Origin of the sequence: Paenibacillus sinopodophylli (assembly GCF_005930355.1) — a bacterium.
Lineage (GTDB): Bacteria > Bacillota > Bacilli > Paenibacillales > Paenibacillaceae > Pristimantibacillus > Pristimantibacillus sinopodophylli.
In genome coordinates this window covers 1,567,786-1,591,183 of the sequence record NZ_VDBO01000001.1, presented here as the reverse complement: position 1 = coordinate 1,591,183, position 23,398 = coordinate 1,567,786, and the positions used below count along the sequence as shown (strand labels likewise).

The 23,398-nt window shown below is 45.7% G+C and carries 18 protein-coding genes; 15 read left to right on the top strand and 3 right to left on the bottom strand.

What is annotated here, in order from left to right; all coding sequences use genetic code 11:
• Positions 1-12 precede the first annotated feature (12 nt).
• The 6 genes from FGT79_RS07330 to FGT79_RS07305 all read left to right on the top strand — a co-directional run bounded on the left by FGT79_RS07330 (position 13) and on the right by FGT79_RS07305 (position 8,888).
• Positions 13-1,206: an MFS transporter gene (locus FGT79_RS07330; protein ID WP_138752056.1), complete on the top strand. Its 1,194-nt coding sequence runs from the start codon at positions 13-15 to the stop codon at positions 1,204-1,206.
• The gene (locus tag FGT79_RS07325; protein WP_246096197.1) at positions 1,206-3,506 is read left to right on the top strand and encodes a helix-turn-helix domain-containing protein; all 2,301 of its coding nucleotides are present in this window, start codon (positions 1,206-1,208) and stop codon (positions 3,504-3,506) included. Before FGT79_RS07330 ends, FGT79_RS07325 begins: the two co-directional genes overlap by 1 nt.
• Before the next feature lie 275 nt (positions 3,507-3,781).
• Complete coding sequence (locus FGT79_RS07320; RefSeq protein WP_425464988.1) at positions 3,782-5,395, top strand: extracellular solute-binding protein; 1,614 nt, start codon at positions 3,782-3,784, stop codon at positions 5,393-5,395.
• 87 nt (positions 5,396-5,482) lie between these two features.
• Positions 5,483-6,382, top strand: coding sequence for an ABC transporter permease (locus FGT79_RS07315; RefSeq protein ID WP_138752055.1), 900 nt, complete (start codon positions 5,483-5,485; stop codon positions 6,380-6,382).
• Between the two features lie 31 nt (positions 6,383-6,413).
• Positions 6,414-7,286, top strand: a complete 873-nt coding sequence (locus tag FGT79_RS07310; protein ID WP_138752054.1) for a carbohydrate ABC transporter permease — start codon at positions 6,414-6,416, stop codon at positions 7,284-7,286.
• 24 nt (positions 7,287-7,310) lie between these two features.
• A complete protein-coding gene (locus FGT79_RS07305; protein ID WP_138752053.1) occupies positions 7,311-8,888 on the top strand; it encodes a hypothetical protein in 1,578 nt (525 codons plus the stop codon).
• 96 nt (positions 8,889-8,984) lie between these two features.
• On the opposite strand, the gene FGT79_RS07300 is transcribed toward FGT79_RS07305, so the two are convergent.
• Positions 8,985-9,650, bottom strand: coding sequence for a GntR family transcriptional regulator (locus FGT79_RS07300; protein WP_138752052.1), 666 nt, complete (start codon positions 9,648-9,650; stop codon positions 8,985-8,987).
• A gap of 193 nt (positions 9,651-9,843) precedes the next feature.
• On the opposite strand from FGT79_RS07300, the gene FGT79_RS07295 reads away from it, so the two are divergent.
• The gene (locus FGT79_RS07295) at positions 9,844-11,076 is read left to right on the top strand and encodes an MFS transporter (RefSeq protein ID WP_342778462.1); all 1,233 of its coding nucleotides are present in this window, start codon (positions 9,844-9,846) and stop codon (positions 11,074-11,076) included.
• A 244-nt stretch (positions 11,077-11,320) separates the two neighbouring features.
• On the opposite strand, the gene FGT79_RS07290 is transcribed toward FGT79_RS07295, so the two are convergent.
• Positions 11,321-12,217 (bottom strand): AraC family transcriptional regulator, encoded by an 897-nt coding sequence (locus FGT79_RS07290; protein ID WP_138752051.1) that lies wholly within the window; start codon positions 12,215-12,217, stop codon positions 11,321-11,323.
• Between the two features lie 164 nt (positions 12,218-12,381).
• On the opposite strand from FGT79_RS07290, the gene FGT79_RS07285 reads away from it, so the two are divergent.
• The 7 genes from FGT79_RS07285 (at position 12,382) to FGT79_RS07255 (ending at position 21,680) form a co-directional block, all read left to right on the top strand.
• Entirely contained in the window at positions 12,382-13,464 is a 1,083-nt protein-coding gene (locus FGT79_RS07285; RefSeq protein WP_138752050.1) for a Gfo/Idh/MocA family protein, read from the top strand.
• 24 nt (positions 13,465-13,488) lie between these two features.
• Positions 13,489-14,325, top strand: coding sequence for a sugar phosphate isomerase/epimerase family protein (locus tag FGT79_RS07280; protein ID WP_138752049.1), 837 nt, complete (start codon positions 13,489-13,491; stop codon positions 14,323-14,325).
• A gap of 279 nt (positions 14,326-14,604) precedes the next feature.
• On the top strand, positions 14,605-16,992 hold the full coding sequence (locus FGT79_RS07275) for a glycoside hydrolase family 95 protein (RefSeq protein ID WP_138752048.1): 2,388 nt from the start codon (positions 14,605-14,607) through the stop codon (positions 16,990-16,992).
• 2 nt (positions 16,993-16,994) lie between these two features.
• Positions 16,995-19,823: a glycoside hydrolase family 3 C-terminal domain-containing protein gene (locus FGT79_RS07270; protein WP_138752047.1), complete on the top strand. Its 2,829-nt coding sequence runs from the start codon at positions 16,995-16,997 to the stop codon at positions 19,821-19,823.
• A gap of 141 nt (positions 19,824-19,964) precedes the next feature.
• The gene (locus FGT79_RS07265; RefSeq protein WP_138752046.1) at positions 19,965-20,315 is read left to right on the top strand and encodes a hypothetical protein; all 351 of its coding nucleotides are present in this window, start codon (positions 19,965-19,967) and stop codon (positions 20,313-20,315) included.
• 203 nt (positions 20,316-20,518) lie between these two features.
• A complete protein-coding gene (locus tag FGT79_RS32375) occupies positions 20,519-20,866 on the top strand; it encodes a DUF6713 family protein (protein WP_342778478.1) in 348 nt (115 codons plus the stop codon).
• A 112-nt stretch (positions 20,867-20,978) separates the two neighbouring features.
• Complete coding sequence (locus FGT79_RS07255; protein ID WP_138752044.1) at positions 20,979-21,680, top strand: M24 family metallopeptidase; 702 nt, start codon at positions 20,979-20,981, stop codon at positions 21,678-21,680.
• 154 nt (positions 21,681-21,834) lie between these two features.
• On the opposite strand, the gene FGT79_RS07250 is transcribed toward FGT79_RS07255, so the two are convergent.
• Positions 21,835-22,656, bottom strand: a complete 822-nt coding sequence (locus FGT79_RS07250; protein ID WP_138752043.1) for a hypothetical protein — start codon at positions 22,654-22,656, stop codon at positions 21,835-21,837.
• 304 nt (positions 22,657-22,960) lie between these two features.
• Between FGT79_RS07250 and FGT79_RS07245 the strand changes: the two genes are divergently transcribed.
• A complete protein-coding gene (locus FGT79_RS07245; protein WP_138752042.1) occupies positions 22,961-23,308 on the top strand; it encodes a VOC family protein in 348 nt (115 codons plus the stop codon).
• Positions 23,309-23,398 lie beyond the last annotated feature (90 nt).

The window sequence follows — 23,398 nt, the reverse complement described above, 5'->3', positions numbered from 1 at the left end:
AAGATCAACTTCATGGATAAGTCATTGGCGTTGGATTCGCCGGTTGTTAAAGGAGAGGCGAGAGCTGTACTGTTAAAGCTTCGCATGCTGTACTTATTTACAGGATTAGCAGGAGGAATGTTCAACCCGTATTTAACCACCTTGTTTGTACACCAAGGCATGTCAGCCGGTGATGTTGGCGTTATGATGGCAATAGGAACGTTATTATCGATTATCGTTCAACCGATATGGGGGCTGATGGTGGATCGATTCCGTCAGACGAAGCTTGTGCTTATTCTCAGCATTTCAGTGCCGTCTATTCTTGGCTATTTCTATAGTGTCAAACTATTTGCCATTATGGTGCTGGTCTATACGATTTCAATTATATTTCAAGTGACACAGAGCCCAATCGCTGACTCTTACGCGGTTACGGCAGCACGGAACGCCTGTACCTCTTACGGCACGATTCGCAGCTTAGGAAGCTTGGGGACGGCACTTGGAGGATATGCCGGCGGGCTTTATTTATCACATTTCGAGATTACGCAATTATGGATGCCATTCCTCTTGTTTAGTACGGCAGGTGCGATCACTGTATTATCCATTGCAGGTCAATCCGAAAATTATAAGTCGGCGGTATCACTGTCCGAAGGATTCAAGAAACTGCTCAGCAACCGCAATTTTGTTATTTTTCTAGTTGCCTGTTTTTTTGTGAATCAAACGTTGACGGCATATAACTCTTTTTTCGTGTTATCTTTTCAACAAGCTGGGGGAAGCTATTCTATGGTGGGAGTGGCACTGCTATTAGCATCCATGACCAATGTTCCTTCTATGCTGCTAGCCGCCAAGGTAGTGGGCAGAATTGGGCGCGAAAAAACACTTGTACTCGCAGCGCTTGCTTATGCACTTCGCTGGGCGATTCAGTGGCTGTTTCCAATACCCTCGGTCATGATCGGTATTCAAGCTTTGCATGGCTTGTCCTTCGGTTTGTTTTATGTGGCCGCTGTTGAGTATGTAGCAGCAGCATCTGGCAAACAGATGCAGGCAACGGGGCAAAGCTTGTTTAACATGGTTTTTGTCGGCTTAGGCGGAATTGTCGGCAATCTGTTGAACGGTTATCTATTCCATGCAGGTGGACCCGAAATGATGTATTTGGCGTGTACAATCAGTGCCTTAATCGGGGTAGTCATGCTATATTGGGTGAATAAGAGAGCGAGCAGTCTCGTTTAATGGCTTCGATTGGTTCATTTGATGACCTTGCGGCTGGCCGCTCTCGATTGATGAAAGAGTCGGCGCGGGGGGATGAGATGAGAAGGAATTGGTCTAGCAGGATGATGTTTTCTTATTTCCCCATATTTTTATTGACGGTTTCAATACTTATTTTCTTATCCTTTCTTATCGTAGGTGAGCTATCCCGCTCGGAGACGAAAAAAGCGAATGAAATCTCAACAGGGTATATCGTCGATACGGTGCAGCGTTCACTTGTCGAAATAGAACTTTCGGTGCTCCAGGAGATGGAGACGAATAAGGTGTATGACGATTTTTTGAGCGGCTTCAATCAGGCGGAGGACAGCAGCAGATTGTACGATACGGTTCAAGAAATGAAAGGCATGCTGGATCGGAATAACTTAATTGACTCGATTTATTTGTACCGTGCGCTAGATGAGAAGGTGTTGACATCAAGTGGTTTGAAGGCGCTGGATTTATTCGCAGACCGCAAATTTCTGGAGCAAGCCTTGCTTGACCACAAATCGTCCAGTTGGAGTGCAGTTCGCCCCTTTCAGCAAAAAAACGCTGATGCCTCCATCCGGGTCATCAGTATGTATAAGCTGCTGCCGATCCCATTCGGCGCCGAAGGAATCGTTGTCGTTAATATTAATATGCATGGCATTGAGCGCATGATAGACGATATGACGAACAATCAAATATCGTTTATGCGAATCGTCAATGAAAAAGGCGGTTTGGTTTATGCGGCACACGGTGAACAAGAGCTGAATAGTGATGTGTTAACACGCATTCGTTCGGAGAATACGGGTTGGGTTTTTGAGAGCGGCATTCGGGCAGGACAGCTGTTCGCTTGGGTATCTGTCGTGTCATATATATGGATAATTGTGGGTATAATAACGGTGTTGCTAGGCACCATATATATCATATACATTACACGGAAAAATTACCGGCCGATTCAAGTGATGATGAATCGGATTCAGGCGCTGCAAATCCAAGGAGGAAATGTAGCGGCGAACAGCGAGCTGGTCGTCATTGATCACGCATTAGAGAAGCTGATCGAGCAGACGATGCACTATGAGCAGCAGCATCATGAGAATTTACTCGTACAGCGAAGGCAGCTATTTCTAGATTTGTTAGAGGGTGAAAGGCTCGCCTCATTAGCGGACAGATTGCTTCAATTAGAAGCGATGCCGATTGAGCCGGGCAAGCTGGTGTTTATAGCTGCAGAAATCAATCAATATGGGGATTTCCGCAAAAACTATTCGCTAAAGGATCAGAACATGCTGAAATTTACGCTCATGAACCTATTCCAAGAGTTTACGGAGGAGGATATGATGCACAGCTGGTCCGAATGGATTAGCGGAAGCCGAATGGGCGTCATTATCGCATGGGATCATACTTCGAGCGTGAACAAAGAAACACTCAGAACGCTTGCAGATAATGGACTTAGGTGGGTTAGCGACAATTTGGGGCTTTCACTGGCGATTGGCGTTGGCGCTATTGTTGACGACTGGGAGACCATTCCGGTATCCTGCCAAGCGGCGAATGCAGCTCTGCAGCACAAGCTGTCGCTCGGACAGGATATGGTTGTCATGAGTGAGGAGCTTCCTGACAAAACAGCGATGCAATCCTATAAGTATTTGCAAGTATTCAGTGAAATTGTACGTGACTTCCGAGTTGCGGATGAGAGCTGGCGTACGAAGCTCGATAGCGTGTTCGAATCCTTCCAGAAGGATTCTATGAAGGACGAGCAGATTCGAATGCTGCTGCAAGCACTGATGCAGATGCTGGAGCGGGAAATCGGAGATTTATCGGATAATATTCGCAAATCGTTCGATGGAACGAGCATGCGTTTCTATGAAGCAGAGCTAGAAGAGACATCTACTTTATCCCAAGTACGAGAAGTTCAGCTCAACTGGCTGACTGAGCTATATCGGATCTATGTATCCGTGAATGAAACCAAAAGCTATCGCGCCATGATTAGCGAAATGAAAGTTTATATTGAAGAAAATTTCGCAAATCCGGATTTGTCACTAAAGCATTTGAGTGATCGGTTCCAAATCTCCGGCAAATATGCGAGTTATTTGTTCAAGGAAGAGTTCGATATGAAATTTATTGATTTCCTTATGCAGCTTAGAGTGCAAAGAGCGGAATACCTGCTTGCAGGAAGCAGTAGTCCCATTCAAGATATTGCGCTTCAGGTAGGGTATGCTAACTCCATTACGTTCGGAAGGGTATTCAAACGAATCGTTGGTGTCACACCAGGTGATTATCGCAAGCTCAAGATGAAACCGGAGCAATAAAGCTAACATGAATATAAATAAAACGTCCGTGAAAATACCTGAAAAGGTAGGTCAACGGACGTTTTTCTTTGTAAAGGTATATGAAAATCGTTTGCTTTTGCGAAAATCGTTTATAATGTCAGGTAAAATTACATAAAAACACAGAAATTTCGATGCGAATCTAGTTTATTGTTCGTTTTTCGAGTTTCATGTAATAATAGGTGACATCAAGACGCTGCGGTGAAGGTTGCAGAAGTCGATGATACAAATACTCATATAGAGAAGGGTTTGGGTGAATGGTTATGGAGAGAAACCGTTTTGGAAAGTTGGCACGTATGGGAGTCGCGGTTACAGTAATCTCTAGCGTATTATTAACGGCTTGTTCATCTAAGAATGAATCGCCAAGCGCAGAAGGCGGCAACGCCGCAAGTAAGCCTTCTACATTAAAAGTAGAGCTGTTCGATCGCGGCAATACACCAGCAGGCTATACGATTACGAATAGCTATTTGACGAACTTGGTGAAAGAAAGATTCAGTGTACCAAACAACATCGATGTTCAATTCGTACCCGTTCCTCGTTCGGAAGAAATTCAGAAGCTTAATGTATTGATGGCTAGCGGAACGGAAGTGCCGGATATTGTGTTCACCTATGACTCTGGAACTTTCAATCGATATGCTGAGCAAGGCGGTCTGACAGAACTGACGGATCTAATTAATGAGTATGGACCTAATTTAAAGAAGTTTCTAGGCGAGGATACACTAGCTTACGGACAATATAACGGAGAACAATTCGCTGTTCCTGGAAGACGTCTCGTTCTAGGCAAATATGCTTCCTATGTCCGTCAGGACTGGTTGGATAAACTGGGGTTGCCAGCACCACAAAACAGCGATCAGCTTTACGATACTTTGAAAGCATTCAAGGAGAAAGACCCTGGCAACACAGGTGGCAAAGTGATTCCACTAGGCATGACCATTGCTTCTGCGCAATATGAGCCGCTATTGTGGTCGTTCATCGAGCCGCTTACAGAAGAGCAAAAATATACATTGACGCAACAGCTTGGTTCCAATGACTTCCCGACTCTGCTGCCGGGTTTCAAGAACGCGCTGCAATATATGAATAAGCTATACAATGAAGGCTTGATCAGTAAGGATTTCGGCCTTGATAAAGATAAGAAGCAGCTTTGGGAAGATGTACAAAGCGGACGTGTAGGCTTCTATAGTGAAGATGCGGGAGAGCTGTACTTTACACAAAACAATACGTACAAGAACCTGCAAACAAATGTCCCGGGTGCGGTTATGACTCCACTGGATGCATTCGCAAATTCGGAAGGCAAGTTCGCTAAGCCAACGTATGCGCCGAACGGGATGTATGTCATGATTCCGAAATCAAGCACACATGCAGTTGAAGCGATCAAATATTTGGATTGGATGGCATCGGGCACGAATTTGTTCGACATCCAGTTCGGTATTGAAGGCGAAAACTTTACGCTCGTAGACGGTGTTCCAATTGTTAAACCAGACGCTGCACAGGAAGCGATCGACAAAATTTACAATTTCGGAGACTTTGCTGTAATCGTTAACGGTAAATTTGCCGGTGATGACAAGAAAAACACGGATGCTTATATTGCACAGACGCCTACAGAATATCAAGCAGCAATGCGTAAATCGGTTGAGATTTCGAACACAGATCCGATTGCACCTGTTCGCTTCGACCATCCAATCGCTGCAGAATCGAAATATGGCAATGGTTTGGCTGACAAGTTCCAAGAGTTCATCGTGAAAGCGACGATGGTGAAAACCGATCAGTTCGAGGCTACTTACACTGCGATGATGAAGGATTACATGGCTAGCGGTGGGCAAGCAATCTTGGACGAGCGTATTGAAGCATACAAAAAAATGAGCTCGAAATAACAAACGTAATGCATCTTGCGAGGTGGAAGGGATGAGCCGATCATTCCTTCCGGCCACGTATTTCAGTAACAAGGAGGATTAGTGGCCATGAGAAACATGTATTTGAAAAGAAATTGGCATCTCTATATTTTGTTGGTATTTCCACTAGCTTATTTTTTCCTGTTCAAATATGGTCCTATGTACGGTGTTCAGATCGCATTCAAAGACTTTAATTTCTTCCAAGGCATTTCCGGAAGTAAGTGGATTGGGTTTGAAGCATTTAGGGAAGTGTTCCAGAATCAAGATTTTTTCGATGCGCTGCGTAATACCATCCTTTTGAATTTTCTCGATCTGCTCATTTCCTTCCCGGCTCCGCTTCTGCTAGCCATTATGCTGTATGAGCTGAAAGCGGCTTGGTTTAAGAAAATGGCGCAAACGGTATTATATATTCCACACTTTATATCGTGGGTTATTATTGGCGGTATTGTGCTGCAAGTATTCGGGACACAATCAGGGTTCATTAATAATCTGCTTGAAGCGATGGGGCTTGGCCAAATTCCGTTTCTGACGGATAAGAAGTATTGGTTGTTTACTTATCTGGCAGTAGGTGTCTGGCAAAGTGCGGGTTGGGGTACGATTCTCTACTTAGCCGCACTTACTGGTATTAATAAAGAGCTGTTCGAGGCTGCAGAGGTCGACGGCGCGAATCGTTTCAAACGAATTTGGCATATTTCCATTCCTGGTTTGAAGACAACGATTGCAACGCTGCTTATTATCAGCCTCGGCAATATGATTTCAATCGGCTTTGATCGACCATTTATTATTGGTAATGTCGCCGTTCGAGATTATTCGGATGTGCTAAGTACATTCGTATATCGGATCGGGATGGAGTCTGGTCAAATAACGCTGGCTACAGCGGTTGGCTTATTCCAAGCACTTGTAGGATTGATCTTCCTGTTAGGCGCCAACTATGCTTCGAAGAAGCTGGCAGATGAAAGTATTATTTAATACAGCTTGAGGAGAATGGAGGAAAACCAACATGAGTGAACGTTCTTCAAACCGTATAATAGATACGGCTAATATTATTTTTATTATCGTTACGATGCTGCTATGTTTAGCGCCATTTATACACATTATTGCGATTTCCTTGAGCTCGAACAGACCGATCATGTCTGGGGAAGTATCCTTCTTCCCAGTAGAGCTTACCTTCGAGGCATACAGCAAGGTATTCTCGGATATGTCGATGATTCGTTCACTTGGCTTTACAGTTGCACTGACTGTATTGTCCACTGTATTATCAATGATAATGACGATTGCAGTTGCTTATCCGCTTTCGAAGAAGGAGCTCAAGGGCCGTAAGCTGTTTATGCTCATTATCGTTATTACGATGTTTTTCACAGGCGGTATGATTCCAGAGTATATCCTGGTTCGTGATTTCCACTTGCTTGACAGCATGTGGGCGCTCATATTGCCAGGTTTGATCAGTCCGTTCTATATGATCATTCTTATTTCATTCTTCAATAATATTCCGAAAAGTTTGGAAGAAGCGGCAGGCATTGACGGCAGCAGCCATCTAGGTACCTTGTTCCGAATTATTCTTCCGTTATCACTGCCAGTTATGGCAACACTCAGCTTGTTCTATGCGGTAGGTCGTTGGAATGGTTTCCAAGATGCGCTTATGTACATTACGAGTCCAGAGCTTTATCCGCTGCAGCTTAAGCTGTATCAGATGATACAGCAGAACCAAGTGCATGATCTTATGCAGATGGAAGGCATGACAGCCGCAACCGTGCTGCCTGAGAGTTTGAAAGCAGCCAGCGTCATCTTCTCGACGCTTCCAATTCTAATTGTTTATCCGTGGCTGCAGCGCTACTTTATTAGCGGAGTTATGGTCGGCGCGGTTAAAGGCTAACACGTAGAGAGAGGTGTCACTTGAATGAGCCAGAGCATGCTGAGCCAGCTTTCTGAGCAGGCAAAGTATTTGGTAGATCAATCCATGGCCCATATGGACCAACTATATGATAAAGATGCTGGTATGCTTAGAGATGTTGAGGAGTCCCAGCGGCATAATACTCGCGGAAGCGGTCATTATGCGGTAGGCTTGCTGCTTCGCAATGAGCCGGGCGATCTGGAGCGGGCCTGCATATTGATAGGCAAGGTTCTAGATATGCAGTTCGACGATCCGGATGAAATTTATCATGGAACATTCCGCGCCGCGCCGGAGGCAGCACTGCCATGGAAAGGAACGCTTCCTTGGAAAGAACTTGGAGCGGGCATTGGCTATACAGCGGATGAAAAGGTACTCTCACCCGTATGGAAAACCTACGATCCGAACTGGCGGGAGTTTATTGCCTGTACGTTCGCGGTTATACTGGAGCAATTCGAGGAACTGCTGCCTGCAGAGCTGGTAGGACGGATGGATGCCTCGATGGAGAAGGCAATCGTGGGCTCCATTGAGCGCAGATTGTCAGGTGCGATTCCGATGAACTCTAACATCGAGCTCATGCATATTTTCGTCACGCATTATTTCGGCCACCGACTTCGCAACAAGAACTGGCTCGTGCATGCATCGCAAGAAGCGATCGCCTTTCATTCTGCATTCATGGAATACGGCTCGCTCGCGGAATTCAATACAACGACCTATTATGGCGTTGATATTACCGTTCTCGGATTATGGCGCAAGTACGCGAAGTCAGATGAGATGAAGCGCATCGGAAGCGAATTAGAGAAAGGGCTGTGGGAGAGTATCGCGCTCTTCTATAATCCGTATTTGCAAAATTTATCGGGTCCGTTCGCGCGCGCATACGAAATGGAGATGCTCGGCCATAGCTCGATGGGTGTTTTCCTCTACCTTGTGCTTGGCAAAGGTTATGAGTACCTCGCAGCGATTAACTGTGAATCTGAGCATGATCCGATTATTGCACTTGTCGGTGTAAACGTACCTGAATATGTGAAGCCTTTATTAGAGACATTCCAAGAAAATAGACTGGCTGTAGCTAAATTTCGCGAGCTGTGCGAGCGGGATCTGCCCGAAGAACAAGGACATATTTGTACAGCGAAGGCATGGATAGAGAAGGATCTTATGCTTGGTGCCATGTCCGGCAGCAAAAACACGAATGGCCAAATGCATCCAGCTACGATTCACTGGTGTACGCAAAACGGACAAAAGTATTATTTGCGGCTGCTTAAACGTGATTCTGGCGGACACTGGAACACACACTCCAGAGGCATCACGTTCGAAGCAAATGTGAGAGAGAATGAGCTTGACGTTCAGGTAAGCCTGCAGACGCAGCAAGCGACTGACATTTATTTCGAAATTAGCGGCGGACCTCTTGATGTGAATGATGTAACAGCAGAGAAGTGGTCACTGCCAGGTCTCTCTCTTCAGGTGGATTCGAACGCTCAAGCGCCTGTCATCCAGCAAGTCGGGTCTATGATTGAGGTTGTTTATGCCCATCAGCCTGATCGGTCAGATAGCCAAATGAGCTTCAAGCTGTCGGTTGTTGGCAGATAAATAAGCAAAAGCCTGCAAGCCAGTTCTGCTATTAAAGCAGACTGAATTGCAGGCTTTTTGTGTTTTTTAACAGGTTGATCATGGTTTTACCCTCATCTACAGCATATGATCCAGATGCTCAAGAGGTCTGACGAGATTATGCTTCATAAGCCGGGCAGCCTCCTCCGCGTTGCGCGATTCAAGAGCGTTTATGATCGCCTCATGGTCTTCGGCTGCTGCCTTCGATTCCCAATTCGGACGTTTGAAAAAAATATATTTATACCGCCTAATATGCATTTGCAGGGATGAGCAGAACGTCGAAATATGCTGGTTGTTCGCGATATGCAGAATGGTTTCATGAAATTCCTCATCCAATTCCATTGCTTCGTACAGCTGTTCCTTCTTCACGCTTTCACCGAAACCTGCATTAATAGCCCGCAGCTGCTTGATATGCTCAGGTTGAATATTTGCTGCAGCCAGTTCTGCTGCCAAAGCCTGAAGCGCTGTAAGCGGTGCATAAAGTTTAATAATATCTTCCTTCTCGAGCGTCGTAACTCGAGTCTCTTTGCCTGGAAAGGTCTCAATTAATCCTTGAACCTCAAGCAGTTGAAAAGCTTCCCTGATCGGTGTGCGGCTGACGCCAAGCGCTTCGGACAACTCGGAATCGTTAAGCTTCTCCCCCGGCTGCAGCGTGCCGTCAATAATCCATTTCTGCAGTTGGCTGAGCGTACGCTCTTTGGCGGAGAGTCTGGCAGGGGAGGTATAGTCTGTTGGAATAGGCAACGAAAGACACTCCTTTATAATGGCTGAACCTAATAATTAGAAGGGGAAATGACTATATCTAATATATCGCAACATAGGTGAATGGCGCAATCAGAGGTATCAGTAAAACAACGGTTGCTTTTAATGGCATAAGGAAATATAATATGCGATATATCACATATCGCAATTGTTTACTTCATGAAAAGGAGCAAAAATGATGTCTAGCCGTCAAGCCTCTCTATCTGTGTCACCGTCCGTCATGAAAACGATTTATCCTTTATTGTTTGCGATCAGCTTCGTGCATTTGATTAATGATACGATTCAATCGGTCGTTCCCGCCTTATTTCCAATTTTGAAGGATTCTCTCTCGTTAAGCTTTGCACAAATTGGCCTCATTTCGTTAATGATTAATTTGACTGCCGCTCTGTTGCAGCCTGTAGTTGGTATTTTATCCGATTCCCATCCTAAGCCAATGCTTCTGCCGATCGGCATGCTGTTCACGCTGGGAGGTGTGGCGGCGCTTGCTTATGCAAGTGAATTCTGGATTGTGATGATTGCTGTTATGTTTATCGGAGTCGGATCAGCTGTTTTTCACCCAGCTTCAGCGCGTGTTTCATATTTGGCCTCTGGAGAGAGGAAAGGAACGGGACAGTCGATCTTTCAATTCGGCGGCAATATCGGGCAATCGCTTGCACCTGTAATGACAGCACTGCTATTCGTACACACAGGCCAGCGCGGAGTCATTTGGTTTGCCTTGGCCGTAATGATCGGCATCGTCATTCAGTTCAACGTCGCCAAGTGGTATGGAGGGCAGCTTGCGCTTGAGCCTTCGAGAAATGTGAGACAAGCGGTTAAGGCTGTCTCAGAGCTGCAGGTATCGACCGGGAAAGTGATATTTGCAATTACGATTCTAATGATTCTTGTTTTTTCGAAAAACGTGTATATTGCAGCGATCAGCAGCTACTATTCGTTCTATGCGATTGCTCATTTCGGTCTATCCGTCAGCGGGGCACAAATCGTGTTGTTCGTGTTCCTTGCAGCGAATGTTATCGGTCTGCTCCTTGGTGGTATGCTTGCGGATAGGTTTAGCCGGCGCAGCTTAATCTGGTTCTCGATACTCGGAACAGCACCGTTTGCGCTGCTGCTTCCATACGCCAATTTAACTTTTTCGATTATATTGATCTTCTTTGCAGGTCTCATTCTGGCTTCTGCATTTTCCGTTATATTGGTCTATGCGAATGAATTGCTGCCAGGCAGAGTAGGGCTTGTATCGGGCGTTTTTTTCGGAATGGCATTCGGACTTGCTGGCATTGGTTCTGCTGTTCTTGGCAATTTGGCAGATGAAATGGGCATTGAATTTGTTATTCGCTGTACCTCCTATTTGCCTTTGCTCGGTATGCTGACCATTCTGCTGCCTTCGGACCGGAAGAGCCGGTCAAGCAAGTAAGCCGTGTGGAAATTATCTATTGGACAATTTCCGCGTTGTCCTCGCCCACATACAATAAGGGGGAGAGCCTAATCGGTGCGGAGGGGGAGTAGCGCGGTGAGTAAGCGGACTTTAATGGTCGTATCGCTTGTCATTTACGTATTGCTAGCCGTCTTGTTCGTGATCTTGTCTATTCTTCATTAAACACATAATCAAGCAAGGGCTGCCTCCGGGAGTAGAATGTTCTACTGGAGGCAGCCCTTGCTTATTCGAACTGGTTAAGTGGTGCAGGTTTTACTTGTGCCAGCTTCGTTTTGCGATAGTCCTTAGGTACGACACCTTTCGATTCGCGGAAGATGCGAGAAAACGTTTTGTAGGAGCCATAGCCTACCTCGAGCGCAATCTCTGCAACACTCATTTCGGTAGAGACAAGCAGGCTGCAAGCATGTCTGAGCCGCAAATCATGAAGGAAGTGGACAAAGGTTTGTCCGGTTGTCTGCTTGATCACCTCACTGATTCGTGAAGTGCTGAGCGAGAATCGGCTGGCTAGATCAGAGAGCGCGAGCTCATCCTGATAATGGCGGTGAATATAGTGGATAATGGGCCATATTGAAGCGCTTGAGCGTGAAGCGAGCAGGGAGGAACTGGCGGCTGGCGAAGCGCTGCGCCGATACCGGTCAAATAGGATAAGAATTTCTTTGAGCTTAATATGGAGCATTGTGCGGCGCCAGGGCTCCTTGCTCTGGTATTCTTGATACATCTCCTCTATGAGGCGGCTCATCCGCTCCATGTCTTCTCCACTAAGTTGTATAAAAGGAGGCCATGCGTTCTGCTCGTTCAAGCCCAGTAGGCCGTCCTCTTGTCCAGGCTCCATGAGCAGGTCCATGCTGAACATACAGTTATAGAGAACGAGCGTGCTGCCGGGTTCGGTGAACAGCTCATGCACCTGATAAGGCAATACGAACGTAAACGTGCCGGGAAGCATTTGATGCCTTGTTTCATTAATCGCTTCCGAGCCCCTGCCTTCTATCACAAATGAAAACTCTAGGAAATCATGGCGATGCGGCCGATAACCATGGTATAGGCGGTTCATGCTGATATGGAGGGGTGATGCTGTATTCATATTTGGATACGTTTTCAAATAATCAGGAATAATGGTCATCTGTGGATTAATTCCTCCGAAAAACTGAGACTTTTACCGAAAAACAAGCACGATTTCTTATCCCGTTTATTCTATCATAAATAAAGAGATCAAGCGCTTACTGAACGAGTGGATGCTTGAATTATCGTAATTGGTTTTTCACTACTTTCGCAGGAGGTTTCCCAATGACAACGGATAATAAAATAAGAATTGGTATAATCGGTGCAGGCAATATTGGAAATGTGCATGCAAGTGAGTTCTCAAAGCTGGGCGAAGAGTGTGTGATTACTGCCGTGACTGACCTTGATTTGACGCGTGCTGAACAGACGGCTAATAAGTATGGGATTAAGCATGTGGCGGCTTCAAATGAGGAGCTAATTCAGAGCCCAGATATTGATGCGATCATTATCGGCGTGCCGAATCAATTTCATGCACCGCTCGCTATACAAGCTTTGGCAGCCGGCAAGCATGTCCTACTAGAGAAGCCTATGGCGATTAACAGTGCTGCTGCGCGTGACATTCTAAGAGCAAGCGAAGCATCCGACCGCGTGCTGATGGTTGCTCATCAGATGCGCTGGGAGTCTGTAGCTATGCAGATTAAGGAGCAAATTGAGCGCGGTGAGCTTGGTCGCATTTATTCGGCCAAAACAGGCTGGTACCGCCGAAAAGGCATACCGGGCTGGGGCACATGGTTCACTCAGATGGACCAATCTGGTGGAGGTCCGCTTATCGATATTGGCGTACATATGCTAGATCTTGCGTTATACTTAATGGGCAACCCCAAACCGGTGTCCGTCTATGGCTCTACCTATGCTGAGTTCGGCCCAAGCCGCAAAGGAATTGGCTCATGGGGAACTCCGGATTGGGATGGTACTTATGATGTCGAGGATCTGGCAACCGCATTGATCAAAATGGAAGACGGCAGTACGCTATCGCTTGAAGTAAGCTGGGCTGTCCATATGGAAACGGATAACTCTCCATTCATTCATATCATGGGTTCTGAGGGCGGAGCAAGCTACAGTGGATCAGAAGGCAAGCTGCTTACGGAGAAGTTCGATCGTCCTATTGAAAGCGTTGTAACCAAAGCAGACCCTGATGAAGGAGAACGTGCAAGATTAAGCCGTCACTTCTTGTCATGTATTCGAGAAGGCAAACAGCCGATAACGACGGTGCTGTCTGGATTTACAAACAACCTTGTGCTGGATGCCATCTATGAATCCTCCCGCACAGGCAATGAAGTGAAGCTGAATTGGAATGGAAACGAATAACAGAATAGACAAGGAGGCATTCACATGCTTAGAGGGTTAACTGGAGCAGGACTTGGTCGTATAGAAAGCGATGAGCAATTAATTGCGCTTGCCGGAGCAAACGGATTTCAAGCTGTAGACTTGGATGCAGCATCGCTTATTGAACGTCATGGCGTGGAACAAGCGCGGGAGCTGCTAGCAAGTAACGGCGTAGTCATCGGATCAATCGGATTGCCTGTGGAGTGGCGGACGACGGAAGAGGCATTTCTGGCCGACTTGGAGAAACTGGCAGGATCGGCGGCAGCCGCAGCCGCACTAGGCTGTACAAGCTGCTGCACCTATATATTGCCGTCAACCGATTTGAAGGCTGCACGATTTATGGCACTTGCGACGCGCAGGCTGCGTACATGTGCGCAGGTGCTTGGTGCATATGGCATTCGGCTTGGACTAGAATTCGTTGGCCCTCATCATCTGCGGACTCGCTGGGCGAACCCGTTTATATGGACACTTGAGGAAACGCTGGAGTGGATTGAGGCTATTGGCGAGAGCAATGTAGGACTGCTGTTCGATGCCTACCACTGGTATACGAATGAGCTGACGACTGCAGATATTGAAGCACTACGTGCCGACCAGATCGTTCACGTTCATATTAATGACGCTCCGGACGTTCCGGTTGCAGAGGCGCTGGATAACGGACGCCTTTATCCAGGCGAGGGTGTCATTAATTTGGCGGGTTTCCTTCGTTCCCTGAGCAAAATAGGCTACAAAGGTACCGTCTCGCAGGAAATATTAACACAAGAAGCGCCTAATGAAACGCCGGAGGAGCTCGTATTGCGCTCCAAAGCTGGATTCGACAAAGTATTCAGTGCTGCGGGACTTTAAGGTCTAATCTTCTATTAAGAGCGCGCTGGAAAGCCGCTGTAAGCATGAACGGATCGGAAAACCTCATAGAAGGATACGTTAAGAAACGTGTTCGTCTAGCGGCCCTTTCAAATCATGCTTGCAGCGGCTTTTGACGTACATATGATGGGCAAGCGCTAATTATGATATGAATTTTATTGAAATCTAATGGGTACTGTACGTGAGGTATTTTCCGTTATGATGGATACTAACTGTTTCAACAATAAGTCACTTCAATAGACATAACAGGAGATTAATAATATGAGCAACGGATCTGAGAAGATACAAGCCTTGCAGCTTTGGTATAAACAGCCAGCCTCAAGATGGGAAGAAGCATTGCCGATCGGCAATGGTCGAATGGGCGGGATGGTATTCGGCGGGGTTCGCCAGGAACGTGTCCAACTGAATGAAGATACGCTATGGTCAGGTTTCCCACGAGATACGAACAATTACGAGGCATTGCGTTATTTGAGACAGTCACGCGAATTGATTAAGGAAAAGCGCTTTGCTGAAGCAGAGCGGCTGATAGAGGCTAGAATGCTCGGCAGGAATACGGAGTCCTACCAGCCAATGGGCGATTGGTTCGTAGAGCAGCGATTTGCGCAAGGGGAAGAACAACCTGAAGACTACATTCGCGAGCTTGATATCGATGCGGGATTGACGGCAGTACGTTTCCGTGTAGGCCAAACAACGTTCAAACGTGAGCTGTTTGCATGTACGCCGGATCAAGTCCTTTGCGCAAAATATGAAGCGGATGGCGACCAACGACTGTATTTAACGGCGTCACTTCAAGCATCGGTACCATTCACGCTTAGCTCTGCAGAGGGGAATGCCATTATCATGCATGGCCGCTGTCCGAGCCATGTTGCGGACAATTACTTGGGCGATCATCCGAAAGCCGTTCAGTATGAGAGTGATCGGGGCATTCAGTATCAGACTAAACTGCAGGTGAAGATAGACGGCGGAGAAGTATTTGTTAACGATGAGTATCAGCTTGTCATTCAAGGTGCGAGTTCGGTCGTGTTTCTGCTGAGCGCTGCGACCGGTTTCGAACGATATGACCGTGAGCCTTCACAAGATGCAGCGAAGCTTAGTAAGCAGAACGATCGTGTGCTTACGGCGGCATTATTGCTTGGTTATGAACAGCTTCGCAAACGCCATATCGATGATCATCGCAAGCTGTTTCGCCGTGTGTCTATCGACCTAGGTCAGACGAGCAATGCGCAGCTGCCGACTGATGTGCGGCTGGAAGCTTACAAGCAAGGCGAACAAGATCCGCAGCTAGAAGCGCTGTACTTCCAGTACGGCCGCTATTTGCTCATGGCAAGCTCGCGTCCGGGCACGCAGCCTGCTAATCTGCAGGGCATATGGAATGACCGGATTCAGCCGCCTTGGAACAGTGATTATACAACGAATATTAATACACAAATGAATTATTGGCCGGCCGAGCTTGGCAATCTGAGCGAATGTCATCAACCGCTACTGAAGCTGATCGAGGAGCTTAGTGTGACGGGGTCACGAACAGCAGCTATTCATTATAACAGTTCAGGCTGGGTTGCCCATCATAATGTTGATTTGTGGCGAACGGCAACGCCTACTGCAGGCCATCCAAGCTGGGCATTCTGGCCAATGGGCGGCGTATGGCTTACGCAGCATCTCTGGGAGCATTACTTGTACAATCCGGACATTGACTTTCTACGAGATAAAGCTTTTCCGCTCATGAAGGGGGCTGCATTATTCTGTTTGGATTTCTTGCAAGAGAATAAAGAAGGCCTTCTGATGACTGTGCCTTCGACTTCTCCGGAGAACAAGTTTCTGACGGCTGACGGCGAAGTGAGCAGCGTTGCCGAATCCTCAGCGATGGATATTACATTAATTGGAGAGTTGTTCGACCATTGTATTAGTGCGGCGGGCTTACTGCAGCAAGATGAGCCTTTCGCTCAACGCATTGCTGCAGCCATGCTCAAGCTTCCTAAGCTGAAGGTTGGGCCTAACGGGTTGCTGCAGGAGTGGAACGAGCACTTCGAGGAGCATGAGCCGGGACACCGCCATGTCTCGCACTTGTACGGTTTATACCCTGGTACATCGATTAACGAAGCTGCAACACCTGACCTTGTCGAAGCAAGCAGGCGGTCGCTTGATAGCCGAATTAGGAGCGGAGGCGGACATACGGGCTGGAGCTGCGCCTGGCTGATCAACTTATACGCACGGCTTGGGGATGCGGAAGCATCTTACCGCTTTATCCATACGCTTCTAGCACGTTCTACACATCCAAACTTGTTTGATGATCATCCGCCGTTCCAAATTGATGGCAACTTTGGCGGAACGGCAGGCATTGGTGAGCTGCTTCTGCAAAGTCATCTGGACAGTATCGTCTTGCTGCCCGCGCTTCCGGCTGCTTGGCCGACTGGATCTGTGAAAGGTCTTAAAGCAAGGGGCGGCTTCATAGTGGATCTGGACTGGGCAGACGGCAAGCTGGTGTCTGGCCGGATTCAATCAACACACGGTGAGCCATGCCGACTACAGGCAGGCAGCCGAATTAACGTTCAATTATCTGACGGCAACTTAATTGACCCGACAAAGCGATTCCAGACAAAAAAATCTGAATGGTACAGCATCGTTGTTGCACATACAGAAGGAGCGAAATAATAATGAATGCACGTACAACCTATCCTTTCCAGAACATTGCACTTCCAATTGAAGAACGGGTAACCGATCTCGTATCCAGGTTTACGCTGGATGAGAAAATTGACTCGATGGTTCAATACCAGCCGGAAATTGAACGGCTAGGTGTGAAGCCATATAAGCATGGTACAGAAGCTGCTCACGGAATGGCTTGGCTTGGTGAAGCTACAACCTTCCCTCAGCCTATTGGCCTTGGCTGTACATGGAATCAGGTGCTGCTGAAGGAAGTTGGCTCCGTCATTGGAGATGAGGCTCGCGTCTATTTCCAGCGCAATCCGGCAATCAACGGTTTGACGTTGTGGGCGCCTACCGTCGATATGGAGCGTGACCCGCGCTGGGGACGGACAGAAGAGGCATACGGCGAGGACCCTAAGCTTACCGGCGAGCTTACGGCTTCGCTCGTTCAGGGTATTCAAGGTGATCATCCGCTTTATTTCAAAGCGGTTGCGACGTTGAAGCATTTTATCGGCAATAACAATGAAATTAATCGGGGCAGCTGCTCAGCGAGCATCGATCCCCGCAATATGAAGGAATATTATCAAGCGGCGTTCAAGCCGGCTTTCGTTAAGGGCGGCGCGCATTCTATGATGACCTCTTACAATTCCGTTAACGGAACTCCGACGATTCTTCATGAGGATGTAAACAAAGTCGTCAAAGAAGAATGGGGCATGAACGGCTTTATCGTAAGCGATGCAGGCGATCTGCTTGGAATCGTAAACGATCATCATTATTATGAATCCTATAAAGAGGCGGTAGCGCATTCGATTAAAGCTGGCATTGACAGCATTACCGACGATAAGGAGATATCATGCGCTGCTATTCGTGAAGCGCTCGCAGAGGGACTGTTAACCGAACAGCATCTAGACAAAGCGTTGATTAATACCTTCCGCGTTCGTTTTCGCTTAGGTGAATTCGATCCTGCAGAACAGAATCCGTATGCAGATACGCCAGAGTCGAAGCTTTGTGCACCTGAGCATGGGGCGCTGTCGCTGCAAGCAGCTCGCGAATCAATCGTGCTGCTGAAGAACGAGAACAAAGCATTACCGCTAACTAAGGAAAAGCTAAATCATGTGGCTGTAATTGGTCCGCTGGCCGACGTCGTATATCGTGACTGGTATTCAGGATCACTGCCTTACAAAGTAACGCCGATTGAAGGGATTAAGAGCAAGCTGGCTGGAAAAACGGTTACGTTCAGCAGTGGGAATGACCGAATTGTGCTAAGAAGCGCGGCGAACGGGCAACCATTGAGCGCAGATGCGAATAACGAAAACCGGCTGCAGGCAACTGGACCCGATGCTGCTGGCGATATTTTCGAATTAACGGATTGGGGCTGGGGCAGTTACACGCTTGAGAGTGAAGCAACGGGCAAGCTGCTGACGAGCGTCGATGATAGGAATGTAGCTGCGGCGGCAGACGAAGCATTCGGATGGCATGTGAAGGAAGTGTTCAAGCTCGATGAGCAGGAAAACGACCAATTCGCAATCCGTACTTGGGACGGCAAGCTGGTTAGCGCTGCGAATGGAGGACTGGATTCACTCCGAATTACGGAATCAAATACGATAGGTGCGAGTGAGCTATTCACGAAAAATATCGTTGTAGACGGTCTTGCAGAAGCGGTAGCTGCGGCCAAAGCTGCCGAATCGGCAATCGTCGTTGTTGGTAATAATCCGCTAATTAACGGTAAGGAAGAGATAGACCGCCCAAGTCTCGATCTCGCTGCATCACAGAACGCTTTGATCAGCGCTGTATTTGCGGCGAATCCGAATACCGTTGTTGTCGTTGTCGGCAGCTATCCTTTTACGTTGAATGCCATTAACGAGCAGATTCCAGCGATTATCTATTTGTCGCATGCAGGACAGGAACTGGGCAATGCTGTTGCGGATGTACTGTTCGGTGATTATTCACCTGCAGGTCGCTTGAATATGACTTGGTACAAATCAGCGGATCAGCTGACGGACTTGATGGATTATGACATTCTCAAGGGTAAAAGAACGTATCTGTATTTCGATGGCGAGCCTTTGTATTCGTTCGGCCATGGCCTCAGCTACGCTTCCTTCGCGTATAGCTCGCTGGAAATTATAAATAAGGCAACAAGCCTTGAAGGAAGTGTCACAGCTAGCCTTCAAGTGACGAATACATCAGATATTACCGCTGATGAGGTCGTTCAGCTCTATGTAAGGATAGAGGGCTCAAGGGTAGAGCGACCGCTCAAGAAGCTGGTTGGCTTTACGCGGATTACGCTGCAGGCAGGGGAGACGCAACGCGTTGAGCTTGTTGTACCTGCAGAAGAGCTTGCGCTATGGGATGTTACACGAGATCGCTTCTGCCTGGAGACAGCTGATTATACATTCCATGCAGGTAGTTCCTCTTCTGACGTGAAATCTTCTGCTACGATTAGAATAACCGGAGAGACGATTCCTTTGCGGAACCTGTCGGAGCACACACGAGCTGAAAACTATGATGATTATGCCCATGTTTATTTGGATGAAAGCAAGGAAGGCGGCACAGCGGTACGGCTGGTGCAAACGGAGGGCTGGATCAAATTCGTAGACATTGATTGGTCGAACGGATCATCTGAATTCGAGGCCCGTGTGAGCGGGGGTGAACAAGGTGGCGAAATCAGTATCCAAATCGGAGCTGATGACTCCGTCATTATCGGTTCTTGCTCGGTAAGTGAGAGTCTGGAGCAGGAGTGGCAAACAGTGAGAATAGAGCTGCCGACCATTCAATCAAAAGGTGATTTGATGATTACACTGCGAGGAAGCGTAAAGCTGAGCGGCTTCCGCATACACTAAGTGAATGGTGTCATTGAATAGTAGCTGCATCAAAGCTGAAAAGCGGTGATGCAGCTTTTTTGTACAGATTAGCAGGTTGCAATTTTGGAGCACATTCATTATTCTTGAACATAGCATTTCAACTTGGTGGAGGGGAACGTCATGGCGAGTGGAATAGAACTGAATTTATATAATGATTGGATTGAAACGGTGAAGGAGGTTTTTCGCGGCTCCTCACATACGCTGCCTGACGATTTAACGGGCCTGGATATCGCCGTGGCTTATTTTCTCCAAACCGCGCAATCCGAACAAGAAGCAGAAGTACTGGCGGAGCAGAACAGAGAGCGCTTCATGACAATGGAGAAAGCGATAAAGGATAATTTCGCCACCGTTATTCTTCCGGATATACGCAGCCGAACGGGCTATACGGAGGATCAGTTCGAATTTAAGTGGGTTTATAATCAAGGTGAGCATATTATAGAAGTGAACTCTGAATACCGAATTCCGCTCTGAGATAGGGCGGTTTTTTTGTACGTGTACAGAAAATAAAGTAGTGGGCTATCGCGGCTTTATTTAGCTGACAGATCGTTTAATGCAACTCTCTATGTTTCAAAACGTAAGTATTTAAAGATTTTTTGATAACTCAACTAAAGAGAGAAATGATTATCTCTGACTATATTCACATGTGAGGTGTAACGGTGTCATCCATATTGCTAATGATTTTTTCTATTAATTTTGCTTTTCTACTTTTGCACGAAATGGACGCAATAAGGGCTAAGGAATGGAGAATGTTCATAATCCTAAAAGATATGGAAGATAAACGAGCATTCCGAGTATTTACAATTTTGCATCTACCGCTATATTCTTTTTTATTGTTTTCATTTGTAAGTCAACAGATCTTATCTTTCGTAATAATAGATCTATTTTTAATTCTTCACTCTATCGTTCATTTTTTCTTTGAGAAGCACCCGAATAATGATTTCAAGAACTTGTATTCAAGATTAATGATATATCCAATGGGCTTTTTGGGTGTGTTACATCTTCTGGGATTAATCTATTTATGATAAGTATGGAGAATTAACAGGTCTGAGCCCTCTTGCATAACGTCTCCCGATTCTCTGTTTTTTTAACCTGCTGTAGGTGTTCATTCAGTATCAATTGGAATGAGGGAAACGTTTGAAGCATCTCACAGAGTATCGCAAGGTTCAATCAATCGCTAAAGATACAATAGCCGAGTTGAAAAAAGGGATCAAAGCTGGTATTTCTGAAAGAGAAATCATGTTTAAAGCCGAAGAGATTATGCGAAGTAAAGGGATAGAGAATTTTTGGTACTACGATATTGGGGCCTTTGTCCATGTTGGAAAGAGAACGATTATTTCGGAATCGGGCAAGCAGTATACACCTTCGGAAATTGTTGTCGGTCGGAATGATATTATAACCGTGGATCTTAGCCCAGAGCTAGACAACTATTGGGGCGATTACGCCCGAACGATAATCGTCATGGATGGAAATACAATTGATGATGACAGTATAGAGAATGCTATCGAATTCTCGCAGGGGATCAATACAGGAAAGGAACTTCATAGGGCATTTATCGAATTTATAAAACCTGATATGACGTTTGAGAAAGTTTATTTACATATGAATGCGGTCATTCATCATCTTGGATATAGTAATCTCGATTTTTCTGGAAATTTAGGTCATTCGATAGCGTTCAATAAAGATCAAAGAAAGTATTTTGAGCTGGGGAACGAGACTAAACTGAGCGAAGTTTCTTACTTTACTTTTGAACCACATGTGAAACAAAGGGACGGAGTGTACGGATATAAAAGAGAGGATATTTATTACTTCCAAAATGGAAATGCTGTGGCTCTATAATGGCGAATAATGGGCGTGCTTGGTACGCTAGATGCTCATGGGATTTATGAAAAGTATGGATTTATGAGAAATACTAAACGTTTTATGAATAGAAGACCACGCTAACAAATGGATTAATATTTGAATGAGACTGCTATGTCCTCCTGACCTATTTTTAAATATCGGATGTAGGTTCCACAAGAGGGGGATTCCAGGAAAGCATATCGTAAAGAACCCACATTGCTTCTTTATTGATTATTGAAATTTTAAAATGATGTTCACCTGACGCTGCATCTCTACTTCCATTAAACGAGAACTGGACAGAGTATCTTTCGTAGTCCTCTACATTTTTATTCTCCGTAGGTTCTCCCTCCATGTATTTGGCATAATTTTTTTTCCTTTGAGCAGCCTCTTCTGGCGTTTCTTCACCTACGGGCTTGTACACATCTTTTTCAGTCCAGTTATTTTCTTTCAGAACATTATTCCAGTATTGTTCATTTAGTTTTACGGCTTGTTCAAAGGTAATTTCTTTGCCGGAGCTCTTCTCTATCCACGTTGTACTACCTTCGGGTGCCGGTATTTTAGTCCATTCATATTTGACCTGTTCCCATGCCTTTTCACCGAAAAACGCAATAACTTGATCGTGGTGGTATTTAAAATGATGAGTAAAATCTAAGTCTTCTTTTTGAGCCTCTTTAAGATCATCAGAAGATATAGCTCCAGCATTAGGACCTGCCTCTGTATTGCCTGCAACAGTATTTGGCCATCGTTCATTCATTTTGGAATACTGCTCCTGCTGCATGAGTGAAATATAAGTTTCTATCACTTCGTGCCTAGGATCTTTCTCTGTAGGTGTTTCACTAACTGAGGCTGTAGGTTGTATAGGATGAATCGTACTGACTTGAACAGCATGATTAAAAAAAGAGAATAATACGGCTGAAATAACGACTATAATTAAGGCAAGTAGGGCGGTTGTTTTAAAAGTCAACTTTTTCATACAATCACCTCGTTAAATAAATGAATTACGGATTACCTGTTTTCGTGATTGAAAAGAGTTTTCATAACTAACATTTACAATATCTCGAATACCCAAATTCTTGTTCACAGCAGCAAACTGATTGAAACTTCCTTATATTATTCAAAATACCAATTTTTATATACGATTGTAAATATGATTATCTACCTAATTAAATTTCGTAGAGTACAAGGATTATCGGTGAAAAAGGAACTTATATGTCAATCTCGAATATCTAAAGTAATCAGATAGAAGAAAATTTGATGATAGTCGGGAGAGCGATACGATGATAAAAGGTTTCGGGGGTATATTTTGGAGAACAAAAAATCTTGAAGCTGTGAAAAAATGGTACAGTGAGGTGCTGCAAATTGAAATAGGCAATTGGAACGGCACTTCTATAAAACCTCAAGAAGGAAATGAGACAATTTTGTCATTCTTTACAGAGGATGACCATTACTTTCCAACAGAACAACAAGTAATGTTGAATTTCCAAGTATATAATCTGAATGAAACGATTAAGCATCTGGAACATATAGGTGTACCTCTTGCAAAGAAAAAAGAAGCAACCGAATATGGAGCCTTTATTTGGATTGAAGATCCTGATGGTCGTCTAGTTGAGCTTTGGGAGAAATAACGAATATAAGCGGGATGTCTAATTTCTACATGATAAAATTATGAATAAATCCTGTATGAATAGATGAATACCCGCTTTATAATATAGGAT

Excerpts from the sequence above, each read along its gene's own strand:
- FGT79_RS07330 (WP_138752056.1), top strand. The coding sequence starts at position 13 with ATGGATAAGTCATTGGCGTTGGATTCGCCGGTTGTTAAAGGAGAGGCG.
- FGT79_RS07325 (WP_246096197.1), top strand. The coding sequence starts at position 1,206 with ATGGCTTCGATTGGTTCATTTGATGACCTTGCGGCTGGCCGCTCTCGA.
- FGT79_RS07320 (WP_425464988.1), top strand. The coding sequence starts at position 3,782 with ATGGTTATGGAGAGAAACCGTTTTGGAAAGTTGGCACGTATGGGAGTC.
- FGT79_RS07315 (WP_138752055.1), top strand. The coding sequence starts at position 5,483 with ATGAGAAACATGTATTTGAAAAGAAATTGGCATCTCTATATTTTGTTG.
- FGT79_RS07310 (WP_138752054.1), top strand. The coding sequence starts at position 6,414 with ATGAGTGAACGTTCTTCAAACCGTATAATAGATACGGCTAATATTATT.
- FGT79_RS07305 (WP_138752053.1), top strand. The coding sequence starts at position 7,311 with ATGAGCCAGAGCATGCTGAGCCAGCTTTCTGAGCAGGCAAAGTATTTG.
- FGT79_RS07295 (WP_342778462.1), top strand. The coding sequence starts at position 9,844 with ATGATGTCTAGCCGTCAAGCCTCTCTATCTGTGTCACCGTCCGTCATG.
- FGT79_RS07290 (WP_138752051.1), bottom strand. The coding sequence starts at position 12,217 with ATGACCATTATTCCTGATTATTTGAAAACGTATCCAAATATGAATACA.
- FGT79_RS07285 (WP_138752050.1), top strand. The coding sequence starts at position 12,382 with ATGACAACGGATAATAAAATAAGAATTGGTATAATCGGTGCAGGCAAT.
- FGT79_RS07280 (WP_138752049.1), top strand. The coding sequence starts at position 13,489 with ATGCTTAGAGGGTTAACTGGAGCAGGACTTGGTCGTATAGAAAGCGAT.
- FGT79_RS07275 (WP_138752048.1), top strand. The coding sequence starts at position 14,605 with ATGAGCAACGGATCTGAGAAGATACAAGCCTTGCAGCTTTGGTATAAA.
- FGT79_RS07270 (WP_138752047.1), top strand. The coding sequence starts at position 16,995 with ATGAATGCACGTACAACCTATCCTTTCCAGAACATTGCACTTCCAATT.
- FGT79_RS07265 (WP_138752046.1), top strand. The coding sequence starts at position 19,965 with ATGGCGAGTGGAATAGAACTGAATTTATATAATGATTGGATTGAAACG.
- FGT79_RS32375 (WP_342778478.1), top strand. The coding sequence starts at position 20,519 with ATGATTTTTTCTATTAATTTTGCTTTTCTACTTTTGCACGAAATGGAC.
- FGT79_RS07250 (WP_138752043.1), bottom strand. The coding sequence starts at position 22,656 with ATGAAAAAGTTGACTTTTAAAACAACCGCCCTACTTGCCTTAATTATA.
- FGT79_RS07245 (WP_138752042.1), top strand. The coding sequence starts at position 22,961 with ATGATAAAAGGTTTCGGGGGTATATTTTGGAGAACAAAAAATCTTGAA.